The organism is Georgenia halophila (assembly GCF_039541595.1).
On sequence record NZ_BAABGN010000012.1, the window covers coordinates 408,944 to 427,411 of the forward strand.

Below are 18,468 nucleotides of genomic sequence, written 5' to 3' on the forward strand. Positions count from 1 at the left end.
GGGCGGCGAGTACCAGGTGGTCACCGGAGCCCGCGGGGCCGTGATTCGTCCACCACGGACCCTGGCCGTTCGGCCAGGAACCCGCGGGCTCTCCCCTGCCCGGCGGCGGCCCCCCGGCCGAGCCGGCGCTTGCCGCCATGAACACTTTCCCAGCACTGTGGCCCCATGAGACCCGAGCTGGTGACCGCCTACCTGACGCGGATCGGCGCCGACCGCCCCGCCCGGCCCGACGCCGGTTCGCTGCGCGACCTGCAGGTCCGGCACGCGATGACCGTGCCGTTCGAGAACCTCGACGTGCACCTGGGCGAACCCGTCGTGCTCGACGCCGACGCCCTCGTGGACAAGGTCGTCACCCGCCGTCGCGGCGGCTTCTGCTACGAGCTCAACGCCGCGTTCGGCCACCTTCTCGCTGCGCTCGGTTTCCCCGTGTCCCTGCACGGCGCCGCCGTCTACGCCGAGGACGGCGTCGCCGGACCGCCGCTCGCACACATGGCGCTTCGGGTCGACCTCGAGGAGCCGTGGCTGGTCGACGTCGGCTTCGGCCGCGGCTTCGCGCTCCACCCGCTCCGGCTGGACGCGCGCGGCGACCAGCCCGACCGGGAGGGCGTCTTCCGGCTCGTCGAGCTGGACGACGGCGACGTCCTCGTCACCTGCGACGGCGTACCGAAGTACCGCCTCGAGTCCCGGGCACGCCCCCTCACCGACTTCGAGCCCACCTGCTGGTGGACCCAGACATCCTCCCGGTCACGTTTCACGCAGTCGCTGGTCTGCTCGATCCTGACCGAGGACGGCCGGACCACCCTCAGCGGCCGTCACCTCGTCCGGACCGTCGACGGCCGCCGCGAGCAGCGGACCCTCACCGGCGACGCCGAGATCCTCGACGCCTACGCCACCCACTTCGGGATCGCCCTCGACCAGGTGCCGGACCAGCGCTACGGCACGTCGGTGTCGTGGTGAGGGGCAAGGCCGACCCGTGTAGCGACGCACCGGCCGCCGGACAGCTACCGACCCGTGCCGCTAGGCGAGCCCGGCGTCGTGGACGCACCGGGCGACCTGCACGCGGTTGGTCGCCTCGAGCTTGGTGAACAGCCGGCCGACGTGCGTCTTGACCGTCGCCAACCCCATGTAGAGCTCCCGCGCGATCTCGGCGTTCGACATCCCGCGGGCCACCGCGATCGCGACCTCACGCTCGCGCTCGGTGAGCCGGTCGATCTTGCCGCGGGCGGTGCCTCCGTCGCCGCCGGGCGCCGCGACGGCGGCGATGAGCTGGGTGGTGACGCTCGGGGACAGCATCGGCTCGCCGCGGGCCACGCGCCGCACGGCGTGGACCAGGTCGCCCGGCGGGGTGTCCTTGAGGAGGAACCCGGCGGCGCCGTCGCGCAGGGCGGTCAGCACGAGTTCGTCGGTGTCGAACGTGGTCAGCACGATGATCCTGGCGGTGCTTCCCCGCTCCGCCAGCCGCCGTGCGGCGGCCAGGCCGTCGAGGCCCGGCATCCGGATGTCCATCAGCACCACGTCGGGCCGCTCTCGGGTGACCACGTCGACGGCCTCGTGCCCGTCGGCGGCCTCACCGACGAGGCTGATGCCCGTGTCACCACCGACGATCATCCGCAGCCCGGCGCGCACGAGCGGGTCGTCGTCGACCACGACGACGCGGACCACCTCCTCAACGCTCACGCCTCCTCCTCCCACGGCAGCCAGGCTTTCACGACGAACGTGCCGTCCGGCTCGAAGCCGTGCTCGAGCATGCCGCCGACCAGCTCGGCCCGCTCCACCAGCCCGGCCAGTCCCATGCCGGCGCCCCGCCCGTCGGGCCGCCCGTCGGGCCGCCCGCCGCGAGCGTTGCGCACGTCGATGGTGAGCAGGCCGCCCGGTGCACCGCCCAGCGTGACGTCGACCGGTGCGCCGGGGGCGTGCTTGCGGGCGTTGGTGAGCGCCTCCTGCAGGATGCGGTACGCGGTGCGTGAGGTGGCGGACGGCAGCTCGAGCGCGTTCGGGTCCGCCCGCAGCACGTCCTGATCGGCGGGCAGCCGTGCCGCCTCCAGGCGGACCTGTGCCCCGCCGCCGCGGGCCTCCGCCAGGAGTGCGGGCAGATCCGCGAGCGTCGGCTGCGGCGGTTCCACGGCGCCCTCCTCGCCGTCGCCGACCGAGCGCAGCACGCCGAGGATCTGCCGGAGCTCGGTCAGCGCGAGCCGCGCGTTGTGCTGGACCACCTCGGCCGTCTCGACGGTCTGCTCGCGGTCGAGGTCCTGCCGGTACGTGAGCGCCCCGGCGTGCATGGCCACGAGCGAGATGCGGTGGGCGAGCACGTCGTGCATCTCCCGGGCGATCCGCGTCCGTTCGGCCGCGCGCGCCGTCTCCGACTCCAGGGCCCGCTCCCGCTCCGCCGTCACCGCCCGTTCGTGGAGGTTGCGGACCAGCTCGCGGCGGGCGCCGACGTACATGCCGATCACCACGCAGACGGCGTAGGCCGCCAGCGTCAGGACGGTGACCAGCCGCCAGTCGGTGCCGTTCTGCCACCAGCCGATGTCGAAATAGATCGTGGCGACCATCCAGACCACGCCGACGGGCGCGATGCGCCACGCCCGGCGTCCGGTCGCCATCGACACGACGGCGAGGGCAGCCGGCCCGGTCGCGACGGCGGAGATCGCCATCAGCGCCGAGGTGAGGGCGGCGATCGCGACGGGGTGTCGCCGCCGCCACGGCAGCACGGCGAGGGCGACGATCCCGGCGATGAGGTCGAGCACCATGCGCATGCCGACCGGGTCGGGCAACGGCTCGTCGCCGGGTGCCGCTTCGGCGATGACGGCCAGCATGGCGGCGAGACCGATGACCAGGGCGACGAGGTAGCGCCAGAACCGCGACCACGGTCGCAACCGGACCCCGGTCGCCTGATCGACCGGGACGGTCGAGCGGTGCGTCCCGACCGTCCCGGAAGCTGTCATGACGACGAGCCTAGGTTCGCCGCCACCCGGCCTGCGTCCGCCGGAGGGCTCGGTCGGCGTCCGTCGAAAGGTGTACGTCGATCGAGCCGTTCTGCGGACGCGCTCGCCACGGGTGCGCGGGGAACGTGGTGGTCATGATTCAAGCAACCGACCTGACGAAGGTCTACGGCCGCCACAGGGCCGTCGACCAGGTTTCCTTCACCGCCCGCCCCGGGCGGGTCACCGGCTTCCTCGGCCCCAACGGGGCCGGCAAGTCCACCACGATGCGCATGATCTGCGGGCTGACGCTCCCGACGTCGGGCTCCGCCACCGTCCTCGGACAGTCCTTCCGCGACCTGCCGAACCCCGGCCGGCACGTCGGCGTGCTCCTCGACGCATCCGCGCAGCACAAGGGCCGCACCGGCCGGGAGACTCTCCGGCTCGCGTGCGGCCTCATGGGCCTGCCGCCGGGCCGGGTGGACGAGGTGCTCGACCTCGTCAGCCTCACCCCGAAGGAGGCGGCCGGCCGGACGGGGACGTACTCGCTCGGCATGCGGCAGCGGCTGGGGATCGCCCTGGCCCTGCTCGGCGAGCCCGAGGTCCTGATCCTGGACGAGCCGGTGAACGGCCTGGACCCGACCGGCATCCGCTGGATGCGCGACCTGCTCCGCTCCTACGCGGACGACGGCGGAACCGTCCTGCTCTCCTCGCACCTGCTCCGCGAGGTCGAGGCCGTCGCGGACGACCTGGTGATCATGGGGCAGGGCCGCGTCCTCGCCCAGGGCAGCACGGAGGAGCTGCTCGCGGTGCCGGGCACCGAGTTCACCAGCCTCGACGACACCCGGCTGGCGACGGCCCTCGAGAACGCCGGCTACGACGTCAGCCGGACCGATGCCGGCCTGACCACCTCCGCCGGCTCCGAGGAGGTGGGCCGGGCGGCGCTCCAGGCCGCCGTCGTCCTCGTCCGGCTCCAGCCCAGCACCTCGACCGGCCTCGAGGGCCTGTTCTTCGGTACCACCGCCCAGACCGGGCGAGAGGAGATCGCCGCATGACCACCCTGACCGCCACCGACCCCGCAGCGGCCGCACCCGCGATGCCGACGACGTCCGAGCGCCGCACGCCCTTCATCCGACTGGTGCGCATGGAGCTGCGCAAGCAGCTCGACACCCGCGCCGGCAAGGGCCTGCTGATCGCGATCGTGGTCGTCAGCGCCGCCGTCGTCGCGCTGCAGCTGTGGTTCAACCAGCCCGAGAACCTCACCTGGGCCAGCCTGAGCGACGGCGCCTCCCTCGGTCAGGCGCTGCTGTTGCCCCTGATCGGCATCATGGCCGCGACGAGCGAGTGGTCGCAGCGCACCGCTCTGGTGACCTTCACCCTGGAGCCACGCCGCACGCTGGTGAACCTCGCCAAGCTCACCTCGGCCGTGTGGCTGGGTGTCATCGTCATGGTCGCCACGTACGCGATCAGCGCCGTGCTGAACGTCGTGGGAATGGTCGCGTTCGACGGCGACGGCTCCTGGTCGCTCTCCGGGGGCGCACTGCTCGGCATGCTGCTGGGGGTGCTGCTCCTGGTGATCCAGGGCGTCGGTTTCGGTCTGGCGCTGCTGAACACGCCGGTCGCGATCGTCGCCTACCTGGTCCTGCCGACGCTGTTCACGATCCTGGCGGCGTTCCCCAGCCTGGCGGGCGTCGGCGAGTGGCTGGACCTGAACACCACGATGCTTCCGCTCATCGAGTGGAACCTCGACGGTGGCTCGCTGGCGCGCCTGGCCACATCGGCCGCCGTGTGGATCCTGCTGCCGCTCGGCTTCGGACTGTGGCGCACCGCCCACCGCGAGGTCGCCTGAGGGTGAACGGTCGGTCGCCGTGCCGCCAGCTCCCGGCGGCACGGCGCGCCGCACTACGTCTCGCAGCCGCGTGTCAGCCGGCCACCGGCGCCACGGGGTACGAGTCTGCGACACGGGGAACGGTTCGCTGCGTCGTCGTCGTCAGGCTGGTGAACGGCTCGACGTCCACCGGGCGGCCCTTCTCGCCGACTCGGCCGCGCCCGACGCGCCGCCACGTCCCCACCGCTCGCCCGCCGGAGACCACTACCGGCTTGAACACACCATTCGCGCCGGGCACCACCCGGCCGGCGTGCTCGGCCGGGAGCGTGGCCGTCCGGTCCTGGTAACCCAGGATCATCTCGTCGAAGGCCGGTAGCAGCACGGTGGCGCGGGCCTTGCGCCCGAGGTCGCCGAGCAGCGCCGGTGCGGCCGGGTCCATCAGGTGCTCCGCGCCGTCGACGTCGAGGGTCGCCAGCTCGGGCCGGGCGATCGCCAACCCGGTCCGCGCGTCCGCCATCGTCACCTTCGTCCACCAGGCGAAGTCCTTGAGGGTGGCCGGGCCGTGGCTGCGGAAGTAGCGCAGCGCCCACTCGCCGAGGGCCTGCTCCCGGTCGAGCAGCCGTGGCCGGGGGACCCACTCGTCCAGCAGGACGATGCGCTGCTTGCGGTCCTCCACCGGCCCGAGCACGAGGTGCCCGTGCTGGGCGAGGTGCCAGAGCAGGTGGTAGCCCCGCTGCTTGACCTCCAGCATGCCGGCGTAGTACCAGACGCCCATGAGCTCGTCCCGGGAGAGGGATCGGCCGCCGGCGAGGGCATCGACCGCGAGCGCACGGGCACGCTCGATCATGGCGTCGTCGATGCCGAGCTCGGCACGCCGGCGCGCGGCCGCGGCCAGCATCCGGTCGGCGGTGACGGTCAGCATCCACGACAGGTCTTCGGCCGGCGTCAGGTGCAACGTGCCGCGCATCGGCCAGGACCGGACGATTTCGCCACGGTTCAGCGCCGCGACGACCTCGTGCGGATCACGGTCGGTGCTACGGACGGCTACCGCCTCGACGGACGCGGCGAAGGCCTGTGCCTGCATCGCCGTCATGTGCCGGACCACGTCGACCGCGCCGGGCAGTCCCGGTCCGACCACCCGCTGCGCCACCAGGCGCAGCAGCCCGATGTCCTTCGTGGTCACCACCTCCCTCAGCGTAGGCCGTGCCACCGACAACGATCCCGGTCCTGCCGGCGGCCGCGTGCGCGGGCTTGCGGCGCACGGGCCAAAAGGTGTGCAGCTCGTGAGTTCGGTCTGTCTTTCTGGTTATCCCTATCGTTTTCGCGCGTCGGTTCTGGTGGACTGGACACGTGGACGCGATCAGCCAGTTCGTGCTCGAGGCGGCCGGGTCGCCCGTGGCGCTGCTGGCGGTCTTCGTCCTGACCGTCATCGACGGGCTGCTGCCGGCTCTGCCCTCGGAGAGCGTGGTGATCGGGCTCGCCGCCATCAGCTCGACGACCGGTCAGCCGCTGGTGTTCCTCGGGGTGACCGCCGCGGTGGCGGCGTTCCTCGGCGACAACCTCAGCTACGAGATCGGGCGGGCCGTCGGTCTGGACCGTTTCCGGTGGATGCGCAATCGGTCGTTCACCAGGGCGATGGATCGTGCGGCCGCGGCCCTGGGACGGCGGGTGTCGACGGCGGTGCTCGCCGGGCGCTTCGTCCCCGGGGCTCGGGTGGGAGTCAGCCTCGTGGCGGGAGCGACCGGAGTCCCGCGACGGGTCTACCGGCCGTTGACGATGCTCTCGGCGAGCCTGTGGAGCGTATACATGCTGATACTCGGCACCATCGGCGGCGCCTGGGTGTCCGCGAATCCACTGCTCGGCATCGTGGCGACCACCGCCCTGGGCGTCGTGATCGGCCTGGCGGTGGACCGGGTCCTCACCCTGGTACGCGGTGGGGCGGCGCGCCCGGCCGCTGCACGGGCGGCGGGTGCCGCCAACGCGCCCGCGGAGACCGTGTCTCGGTCCGCGCTCCCGCCGATACCCGCGCCGGCCACCGACGAGACGCCCCGCGTCTGAGGACGCCCGCATAATCGAACGGACCCACCTGGCTGGAACCGGCCCGGAGCCCGGCGACCCCCGGCTGACGCACCGAGCCGCCTCGAACGCGACCTGGCATCGTTGGCGGCATGGACCTTCGCATCTTCACCGAGCCCCAGCAGGGCGCCTCCTACGACGACCACCTCGCAATGGCCCAGCGCGCTGAGCAGCTCGGCTTCGACGCGTTCTTCCGTTCCGACCACTACCTGCGGATGGGCGACGGTGACCCGAGCCCCGGCCCGACCGACTCCTGGACCACGCTCGCCGGCCTCGCCCGCGAGACCACCAGCATCCGGCTCGGCACGCTCGTCACCTCGGCGACGTTCCGCTTCCCCGGTGTCCTCGCCGTCCAGGTGGCCCAGGTGGACGCCATGTCCGGCGGCCGGGTCGAGCTCGGCCTGGGCACCGGCTGGTTCGGCGCCGAGCACGCCGCCCTGGGCATCCCGTTCCCGGACAAGCGGTTCGGCCTCCTCGAGGAGCAGCTGGAGATCCTCACCGGCCTGTGGTCCACGCCGACCGGGGAGACGTACAGCTTCTCCGGGCAGCACTACCTGCTCACCGACAACCCGGCCCTGCCCAAGCCCGTCCAGTCCCCGTTCCCGTTCATCGTCGGCGGCAACGGTCCCCGCCGGACCCCGCGCGTGGCTGCCCGGTTCGCGACCGAGTACAACCAGTCCTTCCCCGACAAGAGCGCCATCCCCGCCCAGATCGGCCGGGTCCGTGCCGCCTGCGAGGAGGCCGGCCGGTCCCCGGACGACCTCGTCCAGTCGGTCGCGCTGGTGGCGTGCGTCGGCGCCGACGAGGCAGAGGTCGCCAGACGTGCTGCCGTCATCGGCCGTGAGCCGGCCGAGCTGCGCGAGAAGGGTCTCGCGGGCACGCCCGCGGAGGTGGTCGACGGACTCGGCGCGCTCGCCGCGGCCGGGGTGACGCGGGTCTACCTGCAGTGCCTGGACATGAGGGACCTGGGGCACCTCGATCTCATCGCCTCCGAGGTCATGGCCAAGCTGTGAATCCGCCGAGAGCGGACGCTTGCACCACAAGCGGAGGTCTGAACGTCCGCTATCGGTGTAGGCGTCAGCTCTCGGCGGGTGGGCGGACCCACGTGGGGGATGCGTAACCGGCGGACCTCGCCAGTCAGGCAGGATGCTGTGATGGACGACAACGCCGCTCAGCTCCGCCTCGGTTTCTCCACCGGCTACTGGTCGGCCGGTCCCCCGCCGGGGGCCGCGGAGGCGGTCGCGGCCGCCGACGACCTGGGCCTGGACTCGCTGTGGACGGCCGAGGCGTACGGCTCCGACGCGTTCACCCCGCTCGCCTGGTGGGGCGCGCGGACCGAGCGCGTGCGGCTGGGCACCGGCATCGCCCAGATGCCCGCGCGTACACCGACCGCGACGGCGATGGCGGCCATGACGCTCGACCACCTCTCGGGCGGCCGGTTCACGCTCGGCCTGGGGGCGTCCGGACCGCAGGTGGTGGAGGGCTGGTACGGACAGCCCTACCCGCGCCCGCTGGAGCGGACCCGCGAGTACATCGACGTCGTCCGGCAGGCGCTGCGCCGCGAGGAGCCGGTCCGGCTCGACGGCAAGCACATCCAGCTGCCCTTCCCCGGCGGCACCGGCCAGGGCAAGGCGCTGCGCACCACCATTCACCCGCTGCGCCCGGACCTACCGATCCACCTCGCCGCCCAGGGGCCGAAGAACACGGCGCTCGCCGGGGAGATCGCCGACGGGTGGTTGCCCTTCCTGTTCTCGCCGCGCCTCTCGGACGTCTACGCCGAGCACCTCCTGGCCGGGTTCTCCCGCCGGTCCTTCGATCTGGCACCGGCCACCGAGTTCGAGGTCTCCGCGGCCGTACCCGTCGCCCCGGGGCCCGACGTCGAGGCGGCCGCCGATGGCCTGAAGCCCCAGGTCGCCCTCTACGTCGGCGGCATGGGCTCCGCGTCGACGAACTTCCACCGGGAGGCGATCGAGCGGCTCGGCCACGACGCCGCGTGCGCCGAGGTGGCGCGCCGGTGGGCCGAGGGCGACCGTGCCGGGGCGGCGGCCGCCGTGCCGACGGAGCTGGTGCTCGATATCGCGCTGGCCGGCAACCCGGCACAGCTGCGCGAGCAGCTCTCGGCCTGGGAGCGCAGCGTCGTGACCACGCTGGTGATCCAGACGGACGCGCGTGCCCTGCCGGACGTCGTGGCCGCGCTGAAGTCCTGAACCGGCCCGGCGCCGATCAGGTGGGGCGCCGGCCGCCGGGTGCCACCCAGCGGTCCACCGCCGCGATCGTCAGCTCGACGACGGCGTCGAGCGCGCCGGGCTCCTCGAACAGGTGCGTGGCACCCGCCACGACCTCGACGTCCACCGGCCCGCGCAGCCGTTCCGCCGCCCGGCGGTTGAGCTCGAGCACCTGCGGGTCCGCCTCGCCGACGACCAGCAGCGTCGGCGCAACGACCCGCCCCAGGGCCGCCCCGGCGAGGTCGACCCGGCCTCCCCGCGACACGACGCCGACGATCTGCTCGGGCCGGTCGGCCGCCGTGATCAGTGCCGCCGCGGCACCCGTGCTGGCGCCGAAGGTCACCACGGGAAGCTCGTCCGCGTCGGCGGTCCACCAGTCGACGGCCGCGACCAGGCGCCCGGCGAGCAGGCCGATGTCGAAGCGCAGCTCACCCGTGGCGAGATCGACGTGCTCCTCCTCCGCCGTGAGCAGGTCCATCAGCAGCGTCGCGCACCCTGCCTGCTGGAGCGCCCCTGCCACGTGCCGGTTGCGGGGACTGTGCCGGCTACTGCCCGACCCGTGCGCGAAGACGACGACGGCGCGCGCCACGTCCGGAGTGGTCAGGTCCGCGTCGAGCGTGGCGTCGCCGGCGTCGATGCGCACCGCTCGTTCCGTCGCTGCTGCTTCCGTCACGGCCGCCTCACCCCAGACCTGTCGGGCCGCTCAGCCCGCGCTCTCCTTCACGTCCCTGACGACGTCGCCGTCGAGCGCGGCCCGGACAAGGCCGGCCGTGAGCCGGGGAAGTTCGCCGGCCTCGACCAGGTGCGCGAGCCGCGAAGGCGAGGTGGGCAGGCCGACCTTCTCGGCGCCGTCGAGCACCTTGTCGTCGAGAAAGGGCGCCAGGGACGGCCACACACCCTGGACCTCGCGGCAAAAGATGCTCGCACCGACCGGCCCGATGCCGGGGAACGCCTGCAGCGCGGAGTGGATCTTCCGGGTCGACCCCGCCTCGTCGCGCAGGCGGCGCAGGTCACCGCCGTAACGCTCGAGGAGGAGGTCGGCACCGTCACCCAGCATGGTGGCGGTGCGTTCGTCGTACCGGCGGTAGCCACCACGGCCCAGCGCGTCCACGCGTTGCTGCCACGTCGCGTCGGCCATGCGGCGTGGCGTGCGGAACCCGGCGGTGGACAGCTCGCGGGCGGCCGCGACGGCGATCTCCGCACTGATCCGCGCGGACAGCAGCAGGCTGAGCACGAGGAGGCGGTACAGCGGCGACGGGGTGTCCCGGAGCTTCACCTCGGCCTGCTCGGCGTAGGTCTTGCCGTGCCGGTCGAGGAGCACCTCGACGGTGCGCCGCTGCGTCACGACGTTCCCCTCTCCTCGGGTCGTCCTGACCGCCACGCTAGGCCCGGCCGGGGACACCGGGCAACGGCGGGGCGATCGTCCGGGCGTGGTCCGGGTGGTGCGACCCTTCCACACCGTTCGGTGCGCCTCAGGGCGGGAAAAGGGAAGATTCGGTGCTGTTCGGCCCGGTGGGTCCGCGCTCCCAGGTCTCCACCGGTCCGGGGACGACGACGAAGAGGGGATGTGCGGCAGGGAGGGCTACCCCGGCCTGCACGGCAGCCAGCTCGGGGCTGCGGCCGGCCAGCTTCACCATGAGGTGCCCCCATTCGTGGGCGAGCTGGCCCTCGGTGACGGGTATGCGCTGGACGCCCGCCCGGCTGCCCTGCGTCGATGCCCCACGGTCTTGTGGAGTGGTCGGCCGTTCGATCCGGGTGGTGTCGAACCGGTAGCCCCGGGCCGCCGCCTCCTCGGCGGTGCCCACGAGGTAGGCGCCGACGGCGGCGAGTGGGTCGTGCTGGGCCCGGAACCGGTGGAGCTGGCTGTGGTGACGGTAGCCGCGGGTGCGTCCGGCGAGCACCGCCTGGGCCAGCAGGGCCTCCCGCCAGCAGGCCGTCAGGCCTTGCCGGTCGAGGTACTGGGGGTGCAGCGACCACAGCCGCATCCGCGGCCTCCTCTCACCCTAGGACCCGCCGAGCGCCTCGTGGACGGTCGGAAACGTGCCGAGCCCGGGGTCCGAGAGCCGGTGGACCTGCTCGACCATCCAAGGGCTCAGTGCCCAGGGCGCGCTCCGGACGGCTTGCTCGACGTCCTCGGCGCGGGCCCACCGGTGGTCCATGACCTCCTCCGGGTTCGCGGCGATCGGGCCGTCGGCGCGGGCGGCGTAGACGGGGCAGATCTCGTTCTCCATCACGCCGGAGGCATCGACGGCGCGGTAGCGGAACGACGGGAGCAGACACGTGGCCTCACCGATCGCCAGACCGAGCTCGTGACGGGCGTACCGGTGCACGGCCTCCCCGACCGGCTCGCCGGGACGCGGGTGCCCGCAGAAGGAGTTGGTCCAGACTCCGGGCCAGGTCCGCTTCCCGAGCGACCGCCGGGTGAGGAGGACGCGACCGTCCCCATCCAGGATGTAGCACGAGAAGGCCAGGTGCAGGGGGGTCCCGGTGTCATGCACGGTCGCCCGCGGCGCCGTACCCGCCGGCCGTCCGTCGTCCGTGAGCAGCACGACCTCGTCGAGTCGATGTGCCATGTCCACATGCTCCTGGCTGAGGGCCTGCACCGCACGGCAGGGTGGCGCGGAGGCAGTGGACCCGGCCCTCTCAGGCACCTTCGCGCGACGATCGTGACCGGTCCAGCAAGCCGCGAACCTCCTCGTCGGTGGTGGGTGAGAAGTCCTGGTACCCCTGCCCCACGCCGCCGAACTGCTCGGGTACCCAGGGACAGACCACCTCGTCGGCCTCCGCGGCGACGGTCCGGCAGGCCTCCGCGGAGCCGAGCGGCACGGCGACGACCCGGCGGGCCGGTTCGCCCGAGCGCAGCGCCGCCAGGGCCGCCCGCACCGTCGATCCGGTGGCGAGGCCGTCGTCGACGACGATGACGACGCGCCCGGTTACGTCGGGTGACGGGCGGTCGTCCCGGTAGATCGCCTCGCGGCGCTCGAGCTCGGGGGTCTCTCGCTCGAGCACGCGGTCGAACTCCTCGTCGCCGATGCCGAGGTCCAGCACGGCCTGGTGCCGGACGACCGCTAGCCGTCCGGCTACCCGTGCGACGGCGCCCATCGCCAGCTCGGGTTGCCCGGGAGTGCCGAGCTTGCGGACCAGGAGCACGTCGAGCGGCGCACGCAGGGCTTCCGCGACCCGGGCGGCGACCGGCACGCCGCCCCTGGGCAGACCGAGGACGACGACGTCGTCACGGCCCGCGTAGTCCTCGAGGTGCGGTGCGAGCATCCGTCCGGCCTCGTCCCGGTCGGCGTAGGGCTGGGCGCTCACCGCGATCACCTCAAGTGCGTGGCCCGTGCGGGTCTGGATCCCGCCCGGCCCGCGCCCTGTCTGTGGATGCCGACCAGGCTAGGTCTGCCTCGGCAGGTCGACAACAGGACGGCGGGAGCCGCCGGCCGACTCGCGGGGTGCCGGGCTCCCGGACACGGTAGGCGTGGGGCGCCCGTCCGGCGATCAGTTCTGGACGGGACTCCAGTCGACGACGCCGGAGGTCAGCGAGGCCACCGGTCCCGGGCGCGGCTGCACCCCTTCGACATCACGGTCGGCGATGGTCACCAGCTGGTTCATGGCCAGCGGCAGGGCCACCGCCTCCTTCACGATGTCCGCCTCGATCTGGACCCGAAGGTCACGGGCCACGTACTGGTCGTCCGTGCGCGCGAGCTCTTCGATGAGGCGGTCCCGCGCCTGGTTGCCGCCGCCGCTGAGCGAGGAACGGCCCTCGGTCCCCCACTGTGCGGCGATCCCGGCCGGACCCACCGGCAACGGAACCCGTGTGAGGACGGCGTGCCAGGCATTGCTGTGCTCGGCAGTGGTCCGGACGTCGCGGTCACCGCAGTCGCGCACGTCCCAGCCGGCCTCGGCCACGCCCTTCCTGAGCGCATCGAACGCGGCGCGGGCGAACGGGACGTCCGTGTCGTAGAGCACGCACACCGCGGCGCCCCTGACGACCCCGGCGGCCTCTCGCGCCTGGGAAGCCTCACCCACCGATCGAGCGAACCGCTCACGGAAGCCGGCGTCCTCCATCGCGATGTCGTACGCCTCCGTGCCCGGGGCGAACAGCAAGGCATTCGTCTCCTCGAGCTGCGTCGCCCATGGGCCCGCGCCGGCGGCGGCGACCTCCTGCCTGGGCACGGCCCGGAGGAAAGCGACCCGGGCCTCCTGCGACGCAAGCTCCCCGCGGCCCGAGGCCAGGAGGAGGACCCAGAGGGTTCCGTCGTGCGAGTAGGAAACACCGTAGTCCCGCCGCTCCAGGTCGCGGATGCGCTCCCTGTTGTCGTCGGTCGGCGCGACCTGCACCACGTCCAGAGTGTCGCCGAGGTTCTCAAGCTGCTCTGCCGCCGGGGACTGCACCAGCTCGATGCGCTCGTACTCCGGCGTCGGGCTACCCGTGTACTCCGGGTTGACCACGAGGTTCACGCGCTGCGCCCCGGGACGGCTCTGGTCCACCTGCGCCACTTGGTACGGGCCGCTGGAGAGCAGCAGCTCGGGCGCGATGCCGTTGCCGTCACCGCCGCGCAGGTCGAACCCGGTGTTCCATACCTGTGCGATCGCGGCGAGGGCTTCGCCATCTCGCTCCTCGATCGCCGTGAGCACCGCCTGCTTCGCCTCCATCGGGTCCGACAGGTCGAACGCGCGTGCACCGACCACGTGCGCGGGAACCGCGACGTCGAGCGCCGTGCGCCAGTCGGCGACGGGCTGGAAGAAGCGCACGTCGATCCAGCGACCGAACTCGTCGTAGCGCGGGATCTCGTTGCTCTGCGCAAGGCCGCTGCGGGCGGAGTCGAACGAGATGGCGGCCTCGGGAGCCTCGACTGCTTCGTTCGCCGTGGGGGCCTTCGCGGCATCGGCCGCTGCGGGAGCGAACGCGTCGGAGCCAGCGGCCCATGCGAGCATCAGGTCGGCCGCATCGACCGGGATCCCGTCCGACCAGTGCGGGTCGGTCAGGTCATAGCGGACGGTGAACGGTTCCCGATCGACGACCTCGACGCTGCCGAAGCTCTCGTCGATCTCGAGAACGCCGCCCACCTTCTCGGCGAAGCGCCCGCGTGTCAGGGCCGCCACGTCCTTGTTGCCGGCCGTGGCACCTGCCGCGCTCGCGGTGTTCGTGCTGGTCAGGGTGTGCGACCAGCCCACCGTGGCGGCCGACCCGGGGACGACAGAGTTCGGCAGGGACGGGCCGCAGGCCGCCAGCACCAGGGCGAGTGCGCCCACCACGACGAGCGCTGCCTGCCGACGCCACCTTCGCGGCACGTTCACTCCTCGCTTCCCGTGGCGCGGCCGCGCCGATTCTCGGTCGACGAACACGGACTCGACCGTACGTGGTGCTCAGCCGTGCGCGCGTACGTCCGGCGAGGACAACCGGTCGCCTAGGCGGACCGATCCAGCTCGTGCCAGGAGCCCAACGGCATCTCGAGGACCCTCTGCTGCTCGTCCTCGTCGAGGTCGGTCAGTCGTCGCTCGACAAGGATGGCCATCACCTTCTTGCGAGCGGCGTAGTAGCGCATACCGATCCATGGGTTGACGGTCCGGGGTCGACGCAGCTCGCGCTCTGGTGGTTTGGACGCCACCAGCATCACCGCCGCGGCCGCCGCCCCGGTCACGGCCGCAAGGATCATCAGCAGCGCCGCCGCGACATCACCCTGGTCCCCCGGCGCGCTCCTCATGACCAGGTAGGCAACAAGGGACACCAGACCCGACCCGCCGGCGACGAGCAGCTTCACGAGGCCGCGATCGCGGTCTTCCCACCAGGCCAGCAGCATGGCCACAGGAACGCCGGCGGCCATCACGAACACGATCCGCAGAAGCACCGGGTCCGCACCGGCCAGGACGAGCACGAGACCGACGACCGACGCCCCGATCAGGGGGATCGCCACGATCGCCGTCAGCACGAGGCCGATGGCGCGGATCACCCTGTCGGCAGTGGTCTCGTCCGGAGCCCGTGGCGGACGTCTGGCGAAAACCTCCGCCTCCACCTCGCCCCAGCGAATCGGTCGCGAGAGGCGCGCGTTACGCGCCCAGTCCTCCAGCGGCTGACTACTACGTCGCACTCACGTCTCCCTCGTTGCCCCGGTGGCCTACCTCGAGCCGTCACGAATGCGCGGGTTGCCGCCAACGCAGGGTCGAGACGCACGAGTCGAAGAGTAGCCTCATCGCATCGAGGGACGGGTGAGTCGACGGAGTGTCCATCGTCCTCCCGAATCCGGCGACGAGTTGCAGCGCTCGCCGACGCTTCGCTCCCGGTATCGGCGTCAGGTAGATGATCGCATGATTCATGATCGTCTCCGTCCCCAACCGGACCGACTTCTCCAGCTCGAAACGCAACGTTCCTGGATCCCCGAGCAGCGGGGTCGCTCCGTGGCTCCGAATCAACGAACGTGCGAGGTCGTCGAGATTCTCCCCGGCCCCGGCACGCCTGATCGAGGCATGGATCGACGCCGGGATGGCCAGCGTGCCATCTCCGGCCTCGGTCGGGGAGAAGAATGCGAACACCCCGTTCCGGTCCATGTCTTTGAACGAGTTCTGCAGCATCACCTTGACCTCCACGTAGAGATCAGGGCGATGCTCCGCCATGAACCGGCGCTTGACTCCCGCGAGCATCGTGTCCAGGACCGCGGGATCGACCTCGCGGCGGGTCCACCCGGGCGGTAGCTCGAGGTCGAAGTCCGGGTCCGGCTGCATGCCGATCTCCTGCCGCAGGCGCGTCGTGGTCATCCGGCCTCCTCGAACGGCCAGGGAGGTTCGTCGAACTGACCCTCGGGCGCGACGGCTATGAACGGTGCGCCGTCGGCCCGGTCGATCCGCAGCGCCTCCGTCAGCATCATGAACTCGGGGAGTACCCGCGTGATCAGTGGTGCGGGCGCCTCGCCAAGACTCAGCATGAGCGCCACGTCGCCGTTGTCGAAGATCAGGTGGACGGACACGACGTCCATCCCACTGTCATCATCCGTGCGCCTGGTCGAGCATTGGAGTCCGGCGCCGAGGTGAGGTGCCTCGACCCGGTGAACGATCGCTCCCGTATCTGTCCACGAGGGGAGGGACGCGCTCGTCACCAGGTTCACGTGGCACATGACGGCCGCCATGAAGTCCAGGGGCCACACCTGGAAGACGGCGTCGGAGTCCGTCGCCGCTCTCTCGTCGAGTGCCTGGCGAAGCACCTCGTGAATGTCGAGCTCTGACGCGACCCCGCCGTCCCAGCGCTCGGAGCCGACCACGGAGCTCAGCGCCTCGGCGCACTCCTCGACCCACCGTCGCTGCTGCTCGTCCTCCGGGGCTTCCGGGACGAAGAACCACCCCGGGATCTCGATGTCCTCGGCAAGATCGACCACCCATTCCGCGGGCGAACTCATCAGAGCAGCGCACCCGTCCATTTAGGAAACGGGTCCTTCCAGTCGGAGTCCGGCAGCCCCGCAACTCGGCCTGACCACCCAGCGAGGTTGCCCATGAACCGGAGCGAGAGGTCGGCCGTCGAGGCGATCTTGACGATCTCTCGACCACCACCCAGGAACGCCTGGCGGCCGGCCTGCCCCGTGTAGAGCCTCATGTGATCCGCACGGACGCTGCTGCGTCCGAGGGACCCGAGTGTCGCATTCTTGAGGCCGCCGCCCCAGCCGTTGAACACGAACGGCTTCTCCTTGAATATCTTCCCGCTCAGTCTCTGCAGCCCGTTGGCGGGCTTGAGTTTCGCGATATTGCCGAGGGCCCCCTCACCGAAAGCCTTGAGGCCCCGGCCGCCGTGCGCAAGTTTTGTCAGGTTCGCGATTTTCCCCACGGGCAGGATCGCGAGGCCGGCGAGACCGATATCCATCAGGGTTTTCTCGCCCTTGGTGTACTGCATGTACGTGACGAACAAGAAGGCTGCTCCGACTGCGACGGCGATCGCGGCGATCACCCATCCACCGATGAACATCGCAGCGACGCCGAGGATCAGTGCGGCCACGCCAAGGAAGTCGCCGATCGTGTCCCAGAAGCTGTCCTCGATCGTGCCGGCCATCTCGTCGGTGATGCTGCTGGCGGCGTCCTCGAACGCCGTCTCCCAGGTGTCGTAAGAGCTGTCGAAGAGCTGAGCCTCGCCCTCCCACTCCTCGTACGCCTGCTTCTTCGCCGCATCCTCCTCGGCCTGCTTCTCGGCTTCCGGGCTGTCCTCGTCAGGCTCGAACAGGCCGCCGGTCCCGCGCGGTTCGACCTCGCCGGGCAGGCCAACGTAGGTGGACCACAGGCTCTCGCAGTTCTCGACGTGGGTCTTGATGGAGGGCTGAACGGCTGCGAGCTCCTCGCCGTACTTCTTGATGACGGGGCCGACCGGCTCGTAGAGCTGGCCTGCTTCACGGAGCGTGTTGTACGAGTCGCCGACCGATTCCTTCAGCTTCTCGATCGCCTGACCCTTCTGGGTGCCGTCCCCGATGGCGCGCGTCGCGATGGTCTCGAGGGTGTCGGCGCTGTCCAGCATCTGCTGACCGAGGGTCGCTATGGCGTCGCCTCGCTCGACGATCTCGTCCGCCGACCCTTCGACCTGCTCAATGTTCCTTCCCCGCGGGGAGGGGGGCATGTATACCATCGCGCTGGAGCTCCTTCACCTGTCGCGTCGTCGGGCTGCTCTACTTTTCCGGCGTGAGCGAGACCGCCGCCTCGGCGTCCCATTTCTCGACGCCGTCGATGACGCCCTTGACGTGATCGCGCACGTCACTGAGCTGGCCCTCGAGAACCGTGCGCTTGTCGTCCCAGCGCTCTTCGAACTCTCGTGCCTTGTCCTGCAGCTCACTCCGGAAGAACGGCCTTCCGATGGCTGCCTCGAGCGCTTCGGAGCGGTCGGTCGCCTTCTTGAACTCGGTGACGATCGCGTCCAGCTGTGACTTCACGGTCTCGAGCTCACCAAGATCGATGTAGATGTCGGACATGGCTTCGAATTCCTGGTTCTCGTGCGGCGGACTTCGCTGACGGTCTGGTCACCGCGATCGCGGCGTCCTTGCAGAACAACTGAGGGGCCGACCCTCGGGGCCGGCCCCACAGCCGAACGTTCGTCGTTCAGCCGCCGGCGAGCTGGCTGTCGAGGTCGCGGATGGCGCTGGCCATGTCGCGCAGGGCCTGCGCCATGTCGGCGACTCCCTCGGAGGCATCCCTGAGGCCGGTGGTCAGCTCCTCGTAGCCGTCGCGGTACTTTCCCGAGGCCTGCTCGGTCTTGAAGCCGTCCTCGACGAGACCGTCGACGTGGCCCTGGAGCTCGCCGAGCAGGTCGTTGATGGCGTCCTTGCCGTCGTCCAGCTTGGTGGCCGTCGACTCCATCTCGTCGTACGTTGCGCCGAAGTCGCTCATCGATCCTGACCTTCCCACGTATCGGATTCGGGGCCCTGCTGGACCACCTGCCATGACTCTAGAAGTA

Annotated in this window: 21 protein-coding genes; 6 read left to right on the top strand and 15 right to left on the bottom strand. The window is 71.5% G+C overall.

Annotation, left to right across the window (positions count from 1 at the left end; all coding sequences use genetic code 11):
- The first annotated feature begins 165 nt into the window (after positions 1–165).
- Positions 166–957, top strand: coding sequence for an arylamine N-acetyltransferase family protein (locus tag ABD907_RS15730; protein ID WP_345217215.1), 792 nt, complete (start codon positions 166–168; stop codon positions 955–957).
- A 60-nt stretch (positions 958–1,017) separates the two neighbouring features.
- On the opposite strand, the gene ABD907_RS15735 is transcribed toward ABD907_RS15730, so the two are convergent.
- Together ABD907_RS15735 and ABD907_RS15740 are read right to left on the bottom strand one after the other, a co-directional pair.
- The gene (locus ABD907_RS15735; protein ID WP_345217216.1) at positions 1,018–1,677 is read right to left on the bottom strand and encodes a response regulator; all 660 of its coding nucleotides are present in this window, start codon (positions 1,675–1,677) and stop codon (positions 1,018–1,020) included.
- A complete protein-coding gene (locus ABD907_RS15740; protein WP_345217217.1) occupies positions 1,674–2,945 on the bottom strand; it encodes a sensor histidine kinase in 1,272 nt (423 codons plus the stop codon). The genes ABD907_RS15735 and ABD907_RS15740 overlap by 4 nt, the downstream gene beginning before the upstream one ends.
- A 134-nt stretch (positions 2,946–3,079) precedes the next feature.
- Between ABD907_RS15740 and ABD907_RS15745 the strand changes: the two genes are divergently transcribed.
- Complete coding sequence (locus ABD907_RS15745) at positions 3,080–3,976, top strand: ABC transporter ATP-binding protein (RefSeq protein ID WP_345217218.1); 897 nt, start codon at positions 3,080–3,082, stop codon at positions 3,974–3,976.
- Positions 3,973–4,770, top strand: a complete 798-nt coding sequence (locus ABD907_RS15750; protein WP_345217219.1) for an ABC transporter permease — start codon at positions 3,973–3,975, stop codon at positions 4,768–4,770. The genes ABD907_RS15745 and ABD907_RS15750 overlap by 4 nt, the downstream gene beginning before the upstream one ends.
- Positions 4,771–4,843: 73 nt before the next feature.
- Here the strand turns inward: ABD907_RS15750 and ABD907_RS15755 are convergent, their stop codons facing one another.
- The gene (locus ABD907_RS15755) at positions 4,844–5,935 is read right to left on the bottom strand and encodes a winged helix DNA-binding domain-containing protein (protein ID WP_345217220.1); all 1,092 of its coding nucleotides are present in this window, start codon (positions 5,933–5,935) and stop codon (positions 4,844–4,846) included.
- A 164-nt stretch (positions 5,936–6,099) separates the two neighbouring features.
- On the opposite strand from ABD907_RS15755, the gene ABD907_RS15760 reads away from it, so the two are divergent.
- From ABD907_RS15760 to ABD907_RS15770, 3 genes are all read left to right on the top strand, one after another.
- Positions 6,100–6,807, top strand: coding sequence for a DedA family protein (locus ABD907_RS15760; protein ID WP_345217221.1), 708 nt, complete (start codon positions 6,100–6,102; stop codon positions 6,805–6,807).
- Positions 6,808–6,917: 110 nt separating this feature from the next.
- Positions 6,918–7,838 (top strand): LLM class F420-dependent oxidoreductase, encoded by a 921-nt coding sequence (locus ABD907_RS15765; protein WP_345217222.1) that lies wholly within the window; start codon positions 6,918–6,920, stop codon positions 7,836–7,838.
- 141 nt (positions 7,839–7,979) lie between these two features.
- Positions 7,980–9,032, top strand: coding sequence for an LLM class F420-dependent oxidoreductase (locus tag ABD907_RS15770; protein ID WP_345217223.1), 1,053 nt, complete (start codon positions 7,980–7,982; stop codon positions 9,030–9,032).
- Positions 9,033–9,048: 16 nt separating this feature from the next.
- Here ABD907_RS15770 and ABD907_RS15775 read toward each other — a convergent pair whose 3' ends face one another.
- The 12 genes from ABD907_RS15775 to ABD907_RS15830 form a co-directional block, all read right to left on the bottom strand.
- The gene (locus ABD907_RS15775; protein ID WP_345217224.1) at positions 9,049–9,723 is read right to left on the bottom strand and encodes a dienelactone hydrolase family protein; all 675 of its coding nucleotides are present in this window, start codon (positions 9,721–9,723) and stop codon (positions 9,049–9,051) included.
- A gap of 30 nt (positions 9,724–9,753) precedes the next feature.
- A complete protein-coding gene (locus ABD907_RS15780; RefSeq protein ID WP_345217225.1) occupies positions 9,754–10,395 on the bottom strand; it encodes an HhH-GDP family DNA glycosylase in 642 nt (213 codons plus the stop codon).
- A 127-nt stretch (positions 10,396–10,522) separates the two neighbouring features.
- On the bottom strand, positions 10,523–11,035 hold the full coding sequence (locus ABD907_RS15785) for a pyrimidine dimer DNA glycosylase/endonuclease V (protein WP_345217226.1): 513 nt from the start codon (positions 11,033–11,035) through the stop codon (positions 10,523–10,525).
- Positions 11,036–11,053: 18 nt separating this feature from the next.
- Positions 11,054–11,623 (bottom strand): isopentenyl-diphosphate Delta-isomerase, encoded by a 570-nt coding sequence (gene idi / locus ABD907_RS15790; protein ID WP_345217227.1) that lies wholly within the window; start codon positions 11,621–11,623, stop codon positions 11,054–11,056.
- Positions 11,624–11,693: 70 nt separating this feature from the next.
- Complete coding sequence (locus ABD907_RS15795; RefSeq protein ID WP_486334114.1) at positions 11,694–12,320, bottom strand: phosphoribosyltransferase; 627 nt, start codon at positions 12,318–12,320, stop codon at positions 11,694–11,696.
- A 225-nt stretch (positions 12,321–12,545) separates the two neighbouring features.
- The gene (locus ABD907_RS15800) at positions 12,546–14,342 is read right to left on the bottom strand and encodes a periplasmic substrate-binding domain-containing protein (RefSeq protein WP_345217229.1); all 1,797 of its coding nucleotides are present in this window, start codon (positions 14,340–14,342) and stop codon (positions 12,546–12,548) included.
- Between the two features lie 116 nt (positions 14,343–14,458).
- Positions 14,459–15,139 carry a hypothetical protein gene (locus ABD907_RS15805; protein ID WP_345217230.1) on the bottom strand — a complete coding sequence of 227 codons (681 nt, stop codon included), beginning with the start codon at positions 15,137–15,139 and terminating at the stop codon, positions 14,459–14,461.
- A gap of 40 nt (positions 15,140–15,179) precedes the next feature.
- Positions 15,180–15,803 (bottom strand): hypothetical protein, encoded by a 624-nt coding sequence (locus ABD907_RS15810; protein WP_345217231.1) that lies wholly within the window; start codon positions 15,801–15,803, stop codon positions 15,180–15,182.
- Positions 15,800–16,438, bottom strand: a complete 639-nt coding sequence (locus tag ABD907_RS15815) for a hypothetical protein (RefSeq protein ID WP_345217232.1) — start codon at positions 16,436–16,438, stop codon at positions 15,800–15,802. The genes ABD907_RS15810 and ABD907_RS15815 overlap by 4 nt, the downstream gene beginning before the upstream one ends.
- Positions 16,438–17,646 (bottom strand): hypothetical protein, encoded by a 1,209-nt coding sequence (locus tag ABD907_RS15820; RefSeq protein ID WP_345217233.1) that lies wholly within the window; start codon positions 17,644–17,646, stop codon positions 16,438–16,440. Before ABD907_RS15820 ends, ABD907_RS15815 begins: the two co-directional genes overlap by 1 nt.
- Before the next feature lie 40 nt (positions 17,647–17,686).
- Positions 17,687–17,986, bottom strand: coding sequence for a hypothetical protein (locus ABD907_RS15825; RefSeq protein WP_345217234.1), 300 nt, complete (start codon positions 17,984–17,986; stop codon positions 17,687–17,689).
- Positions 17,987–18,113: 127 nt separating this feature from the next.
- Complete coding sequence (locus ABD907_RS15830) at positions 18,114–18,401, bottom strand: WXG100 family type VII secretion target (protein ID WP_345217235.1); 288 nt, start codon at positions 18,399–18,401, stop codon at positions 18,114–18,116.
- Between the last annotated feature and the right edge of the window lie 67 nt (positions 18,402–18,468).